We start from the raw sequence: 7,225 nt of genomic DNA, 5'->3' as shown, positions 1-7,225 counted from the left end.
CCCCCCGACCGGACGAGAATCACTCGACCCCCGCAGTCCGTCCCCTGGAACGACCTGACGGCGGACCCCCTCTCCCCGCTACCCTGGCCCCAAAGCCGACAGCCGTCGCACCTGAGGGAGCCCTTACATGGCCTCTGTGCCGCTGACCCCTTCCGCCGACAGCCGGACCCGTGTGTCCGCGCTCCGAGAGGCGCTCGCCACCCGCGTGGTGGTCGCCGACGGAGCGATGGGCACGATGCTCCAGGCCCAGGAGCCGACCCTGGAGGACTTCCAGGACCTGGAGGGCTGCAACGAGATCCTCAACCTGACCCGCCCGGACATCGTCCGCTCCGTCCACGAGGCGTACTTCGACGCCGAGGTCGACTGCGTCGAGACCAACACGTTCGGCGCCAACTTCGCGGCCCTCGCCGAGTACGACATCCCCGAGCGCGTCCACGAACTCTCGGAGGCGGGCGCCAGGATCGCCCGCGAGACCGCCGACGCGTACACCGCGCGCGACGGCCGCCAGCGCTGGGTCCTGGGCTCCATCGGCCCCGGCACGAAACTCCCGACCCTGGGCCACGTCGCGTACACGACGATCCGGGACGCGTTCCAGCGGAACGCCGAGGGCCTCATCGAGGGCGGCGCCGACGCCCTGATCGTCGAGACCACCCAGGACCTCCTCCAGACGAAGGCCGCCGTGATCGGCGCCCAGCGCGCCCGCGAGCTCGCCGGGATCGACGTACCGATCATCGTCTCGGTCACCGTCGAGACCACCGGCACGATGCTGCTGGGCTCCGAGATCGGCGCCGCGCTCACCGCGCTGGAACCCCTCGGCATCGACATGATCGGCATGAACTGCGCGACCGGCCCGGCCGAGATGAGCGAGCACCTGCGCTACCTCGCCCGCAACGCCCGCGTCCCCCTGTCGTGCATGCCGAACGCCGGTCTGCCCGTCCTCGGCAAGGACGGCGCCACCTACCCGCTGACGGCCCCCGAGCTCGCCGACGCCCACGAGACGTTCGTCCGGGACTACGGCCTCTCCCTCATCGGCGGCTGCTGCGGCACCACCCCCGAGCACCTGCGCCAGCTCGTCCAGCGCGTCCGGGGCATCACCCCCACCCCCCGCGACCCGCGCCCGGAACCCGGCGCCGCGTCCCTGTACCAGACCGTCCCGTTCCGCCAGGACACCGCGTACATGGCGATCGGCGAGCGCACCAACGCCAACGGCTCCAAGAAGTTCCGCGAGGCCATGCTGGAGGCCCGCTGGGACGACTGCGTCGAGATGGCCCGCGAGCAGATCCGCGAAGGCGCCCACATGCTGGACCTCTGCGTGGACTACGTGGGCCGCGACGGCGTCGCCGACATGGACGAACTCGCCGGCCGCTTCGCCACCGCCTCGACCCTCCCGATCGTCCTGGACTCCACCGAGGTGGACGTCATCCAGGCGGGCCTGGAGAAGCTCGGCGGGCGCGCGGTCATCAACTCGGTCAACTACGAGGACGGCGACGGCCCCGAGTCCCGTTTCGCGAAGGTCACCAAGCTCGCCCGGGAACACGGCGCCGCCCTGATCGCCCTGACCATCGACGAGGAGGGCCAGGCCCGCACCCCCGAGAAGAAGGTCGAGATCGCCGAACGCCTCATCGACGACCTCACCGGCAACTGGGGCATCCGCGAGTCGGACATCCTCATCGACACCCTGACCTTCACCATCTGCACCGGCCAGGAGGAGTCCCGCGGCGACGGCATCGCCACCATCGAGGCCATCCGCGAACTCAAGCGCCGCCACCCCGACGTACAGACCACCCTCGGCCTGTCCAACATCTCCTTCGGCCTCAACCCGGCCGCCCGCATCCTCCTGAACTCGGTCTTCCTCGACGAGTGCGTCAAGGCGGGCCTGGACTCCGCGATCGTCCACGCGTCGAAGATCCTCCCCATCGCCCGCTTCAGCGAGGAGGAGGTCACCACCGCCCTCGACCTCGTCTACGACCGCCGGACCGAGGGCTACGACCCCCTCCAGAAGCTGATGGCGCTGTTCGAGGGCGCCACCGCCAAGTCCCTCAAGGCCGGCAAGGCCGAGGAACTCGCCGCCCTGCCGCTGGAGGAACGCCTCAAGCGCCGCATCATCGACGGCGAGAAGAACGGCCTGGAGGCCGACCTCGACGACGCCCTGACGACCCGCCCCGCCCTCGACATCGTCAACGAGACACTCCTGGACGGCATGAAGGTCGTCGGCGAACTCTTCGGCTCCGGCCAGATGCAGCTGCCGTTCGTCCTCCAGTCCGCCGAGGTCATGAAGACGGCCGTCGCCCACCTCGAACCCCACATGGAGAAGACGGACGCCGACGGCAAGGGCACCATCGTGCTGGCCACCGTCCGCGGCGACGTCCACGACATCGGCAAGAACCTCGTCGACATCATCCTGTCCAACAACGGCTACAACGTCGTCAACCTCGGCATCAAACAGCCCGTCTCCGCGATCCTCGACGCCGCCGAGGAACACAAGGCCGACGTCATCGGCATGTCCGGACTCCTCGTGAAATCCACCGTGATCATGAAGGAGAACCTCCAGGAGCTGAACCAGCGCGGCCTCGCCGCCGACTACCCCGTCATCCTCGGCGGCGCCGCCCTCACCCGCGCCTACGTCGAACAGGACCTCCACGAGCTGTACGAGGGCGAGGTCCGCTACGCCCGCGACGCCTTCGAGGGCCTGCGCCTCATGGACGCCCTCATCGGCGTCAAGCGCGGCGTCCCCGGCGCCGCCCTGCCCGAGCTGAAACAGCGCCGGGTCCGCGCGGCAGCCGCCGTACAGACCGAGGAGCGCCCCGAGGACGAGGGGCACGTCAGGTCGGACGTCGCCATCGACAACCCCGTACCGAAGGCCCCCTTCGACGGCACCCGCATCATCAAGGGCATCCCCCTCAAGGACTACGCCAGCTGGCTCGACGAGGGCGCCCTCTTCAAGGGGCAGTGGGGCCTCAAGCAGGCGCGCGCGGGCGACGGGCCGACGTACGAGGAACTCGTCGAGAACGAGGGCCGGCCCCGCCTGCGCGGCCTCCTCGACCGGCTCCAGACCGACAACCTGCTCGAAGCGGCCGTCGTGTACGGGTACTTCCCGTGCGTCTCCAAGGACGACGACCTGATCATCCTCGACGAGCAGGGCAACGAGCGCACCCGCTTCACCTTCCCCCGCCAGCGCCGGGGACGGCGCCTGTGCCTCGCCGACTTCTTCCGCCCGGAGGAGTCCGGCGAGACCGACGTCGTCGGCCTCCAGGTCGTCACCGTCGGCAACCGCATCGGCGAGGAGACCGCGAAGCTCTTCGAGGCCAACGCCTACCGCGACTACCTCGAACTGCACGGCCTGTCCGTCCAGTTGGCCGAAGCCCTCGCCGAGTACTGGCACGCCCGCGTGCGCGCCGAACTCGGCTTCGGCGGCGAGGACCCCGCCGAGATCACCGACATGTTCGACCTCAAGTACCGCGGCGCCCGCTTCTCCCTCGGCTACGGCGCCTGCCCCAACCTGGAGGACCGCGCGAAGATCGCCGAACTCCTCCAGCCCGAGCGCATCGGCGTCCACCTCTCGGAGGAGTTCCAGCTCCACCCCGAGCAGTCCACCGACGCGATCGTCCTCCACCACCCGGAGGCGAAGTACTTCAACGCCCGCTGAACCCTCCGGCCCGCCACGGCGTCTGTAAGAACCCGGGCCGGAAAACCGGGAAGCGCTCCACCCGGCCGAGTCGTACACTGGTCGGTCCACCGCAGGCCGGTCGCCTCCCCACCCGGGGAAGTGACCGGCCTGCGTGTCCCTCTCGTCCGACAAGGAGGTCGTGGATGACCAGTACGGTCCCCGCACCCGCAGCGCTCACCGCCGAGGGCTCCGCCCTCCAGGCCGTCCTGCTCGACATGGACGGCACCCTGGTGGACACCGAAGGCTTCTGGTGGGACATCGAGGTCGAGATCTTCGCCCGCCTCGGCCACACCCTCGACGACTCCTGGCGGCATGTCGTGGTCGGCGGCCCCATGACCCGCAGCGCCGGCTTCCTCATCGAGGCCACCGGCGCCGACATCACCCTCGACGAAGTCTCCGTCCTGCTTAACGACGGCTTCGAGGACCGCATCGGCCGCGCCCTGCCCCTGATGCCCGGCGCCGCCCGCCTGCTCGCCGAACTCGCCGCGCACGACGTGCCGACCGCCCTGGTCTCCGCCTCCCACCGGCGCATCATCGACCGCGTCCTCACCTCGCTCGGCCCCCAGCACTTCCGGCTCTCCGTCGCCGGCGACGAGGTCACCCGCACCAAGCCGCACCCCGAGCCCTACCTCCTCGCGGCCTCCCGGCTCGGCGTAGATCCGGCCAGATGCGCGGTCATCGAGGACACCGCGACCGGTGTCGCCGCCGCCGAGGCCGCCGGATGCCAGGTCGTGGCCGTCCCGTCGGTCGCCCCGATCGCCCCCGCCGTCCGCCGCACCGTCGTCCCGTCCCTGGAACACGTCGACGTGACGTTCCTGCGCGCCCTCGTGACCGGCTGACGAAAACCCCGGTGGCCTGGTAGTTCACGGATGACGGCGGTTCTCCGGCATTCCCGGGGAACGACTGGAATTCCGCCCCGCCGCGATGTGACGTTCCCCACTCGCGGACCGGGATTCCGGCCCGTCCCGGCCCGGCCAAGTGTCCCGATTGATGAACCGCTGCACGAAACATTCCCGGCCCGGTTCTCCGGTCCGTCCATATGTGGCTCCACAGCGTGAGGAATCGTCAACTCCGGTCACCGCAAGGCGACTCGCGGACGCCCACTAATCTCATACAGAACAACCCCGAGATCCCCGCGATCGTCGCCGCGAACCGACCGACGAGACACCGAGATTCCGACGACAAGGCACGTACACGTGAACAAGCGCACCCAGTGGCCGGTCCTCCCGATCGTGGCAGGGCTCGCCTCCGGCCTGTTGACCGGCTGCGGCTCCGAGAACGGCTCCTCCGGGGGCAGCGGCTCCTCCGTGGTCATGGGGATGTCCGACGACGTCCTCGCCACCGACCCCGCCTCCGGCTACGACCCCGGCTCCTGGCTGCTGTTCAACAACGTCTTCCAGTCCCTGCTCTCCTTCCCCAAGGGCGGCACCGACCCCGAGCCGGACGCCGCGAAGGAGTGCACCTTCACCGACACCGAGACCAAGGTCTACGAGTGCACCCTGAAATCGGGACTGAAGTTCAGCAACGGTGACTCCCTCACCTCCGAGGACGTCAAGTACTCCTTCGACCGCATGCTGAAGATCAACGACGACGCCGGCCCCGCGATCATGTTCCCCATGCTCGACAAGGTCGAGGCGCCCGACGAACACACCGTCGTCTTCCGCCTCAAGGTCGCCGACGCCACCTTCCCCAGCAAACTCGCCTCCGGCGCCGGCTCCATCGTCGACCGCAAGCAGTACGACACGAACGGCCTCCGCAAGGACGGCGAAGCCGTCGGTTCGGGCCCCTACAAACTCGAATCCTTCGGCGAGGACCAGGCCGTGTTCTCCGTCAACGCGAACTACAAGGGAAACGCCCAGGTCAAGAACTCCGGCGTCACCCTCAAGTTCTTCCACGGCGACCAGGCGGGACTCAAGAAAGCCCTCCTCGACGGCAAGGTCGACATCGCCTACCGCGGGCTGACCGCCGCCGACATCACCGACGTCCAGCAGAGCGCCGACACCAAGGACGTCGTCGACGTCGTCGAAGGCTCCAGCGCCGAGGTCCAGCACCTCGTCTTCAACATGAAGGACCCCGTCGCCGGGAAACTCCCCGTCCGCCAGGCCATCGCCTACCTCATCGACCGCGACGCCCTCATCAAGGACGTCTACCAGGGCACCGCCGACCCCCTGTACTCGATCATCCCCGCGGGCATCACCGGCCACAACACCGCCTTCTTCGACCGCTACGGCGCCCGCCCCTCCGCCGAGAAGGCCGAAGCGGCCCTGCGCGCCGGCGGCATCACCGACAAGGTCGAGCTCACCCTCTGGTCCACGCCGTCACGCTACGGCCCCGCCACCGACCAGGAACTCAAGACCATCGCCGCCCAGCTCAACGCCAGCGGCCTCTTCGACGCGAAGGTCAAGTCCGTCGCCTTCGACCAGTACGAGAAGGACATCGCGGCCGGCAGGTACGGCGTCTACGTCAAGGGCTGGGTCCCCGACTACCCCGACGCCGACAACTTCACCGCCCCCTTCTTCGGCGCCGGCAACGTCCTGAACAACCACTACACCAACGAGACCATCACCGGCACCCTCATCCCCCGCACCGCCGCCCAGAGCAACCGCGCCGACACCGACAAGGACTACGCCGAGCTCCAGGACATCGTCGCCGACCAGCTCCCCGTCCTCCCCGTCTGGCAGGCCAAGCAGTACGCCGTCACCCGCGACGCCGTCTACGGCCTCGAATACTGCCTCGACGCGTCGACGGTCTTCCGCTTCTGGGAACTCAGCAAGGGCTGAGGTCTTCCGGCACTTCGGGTCCTTCGGATACGAAAACGGGGCGCCCCTTCTCGAAGAGGCGCCCCGCGCTGGTGAGTTGAGGCCGGGGGCGCTGGTCCCCGGCGTCGGTCTCCTACTGCGCTCCCGGGCGCACCAAGCCGCTCTCGTACGCGTACACCGCCGCCTGCACCCGGTCCCGCAGGCCCAGTTTCGTCAGGACGTGGCCCACGTGCGTCTTGACCGTCGTCTCGCTCACGAACAGGTCCGCCGCGATCTCCGCGTTCGACAGGCCCCGGGCGACCAGCTTCAGGACCTCGACCTCGCGGTCGGTCAGCGTGTGCAGGGTGTCGGGGACCGGGTCGTCGCCGGACGGCAGGTGCGTCGCGTACTTGTCCAGCAGACGGCGCGTGATGCTGGGCGCGAGCATCGCCTCGCCGCCCGCGACCACCCTGATCGCCTGCACCAGCTCGTTCGCGGGCGCGTCCTTCAGCAGGAAACCGCTGGCCCCCGCGCGCAGGGCCTCCACGACGTACTCGTCCAGGTCGANNCATCCGGATGTCCATCAGCACCACGTCGGGCTGCAACGCCCGCACCTGGTCCAGTGCCTGTAGACCGTCACCGGCCTCCCCCACGACCGCGATGTCCTGCTCCGCCTCCAGAATCATCCGGAAGCCGGTACGCAGCAGCGGCTGGTCGTCGACCAGTAGGACACGGATGGCCACGAAAGTCTCCTTCGATAGTCCGGGCCCATTCTGCCCTGCGGAGGGGAGAAGGGGGCGAGCGGCCCGGAGGGGGAGGG

4 protein-coding genes and 1 pseudogene are annotated in these 7,225 nt (G+C 69.2%); 3 read left to right on the top strand and 2 right to left on the bottom strand.

All coding sequences use genetic code 11. From position 1 onward, the window contains the following. Nucleotides 1-127 precede the first annotated feature (127 nt). The 3 genes from metH (at nt 128) to AOK24_RS09205 (ending at nt 6,447) form a co-directional block, all read left to right on the top strand. Complete coding sequence (metH, locus tag AOK24_RS09215) at nt 128-3,646, top strand: methionine synthase (protein ID WP_055719562.1); 3,519 nt, start codon at nt 128-130, stop codon at nt 3,644-3,646. A gap of 164 nt (nt 3,647-3,810) precedes the next feature. Beyond that, nucleotides 3,811-4,506 carry an HAD family hydrolase gene (locus tag AOK24_RS09210; RefSeq protein WP_055719561.1) on the top strand — a complete coding sequence of 232 codons (696 nt, stop codon included), beginning with the start codon at nt 3,811-3,813 and terminating at the stop codon, nt 4,504-4,506. A 357-nt stretch (nt 4,507-4,863) separates the two neighbouring features. Then, entirely contained in the window at nt 4,864-6,447 is a 1,584-nt protein-coding gene (locus AOK24_RS09205; protein WP_055719560.1) for an ABC transporter substrate-binding protein, read from the top strand. Between the two features lie 112 nt (nt 6,448-6,559). On the opposite strand, the pseudogene AOK24_RS09200 reads toward AOK24_RS09205, so the two are convergent. Next, nucleotides 6,560-6,972 (bottom strand): annotated as a pseudogene (locus tag AOK24_RS09200) (LuxR C-terminal-related transcriptional regulator); the annotation flags it as partial. Between the two features lie 2 nt (nt 6,973-6,974). Beyond that, nucleotides 6,975-7,148 (bottom strand): response regulator transcription factor (locus tag AOK24_RS50405; RefSeq protein ID WP_240553761.1); only part of this gene is annotated, 174 nt, incomplete at its 3' end. Nucleotides 7,149-7,225 lie beyond the last annotated feature (77 nt).

The sequence above is a fragment of the Streptomyces niveiscabiei genome (assembly GCF_001419795.1).
Classification (GTDB): Bacteria; Actinomycetota; Actinomycetes; order Streptomycetales; family Streptomycetaceae; genus Streptomyces; species Streptomyces niveiscabiei.
The sequence above is the reverse complement of the archived record's forward strand: the minus strand, read 5'-3'. Positions and strand labels throughout refer to the sequence as shown.

What these genes read in the sequence shown, in the direction of transcription:
- metH (WP_055719562.1), top strand. Translation starts at nt 128, where the DNA reads ATGGCCTCTGTGCCGCTGACCCCTTCCGCCGACAGCCGGACCCGTGTG.
- AOK24_RS09210 (WP_055719561.1), top strand. Translation starts at nt 3,811, where the DNA reads ATGACCAGTACGGTCCCCGCACCCGCAGCGCTCACCGCCGAGGGCTCC.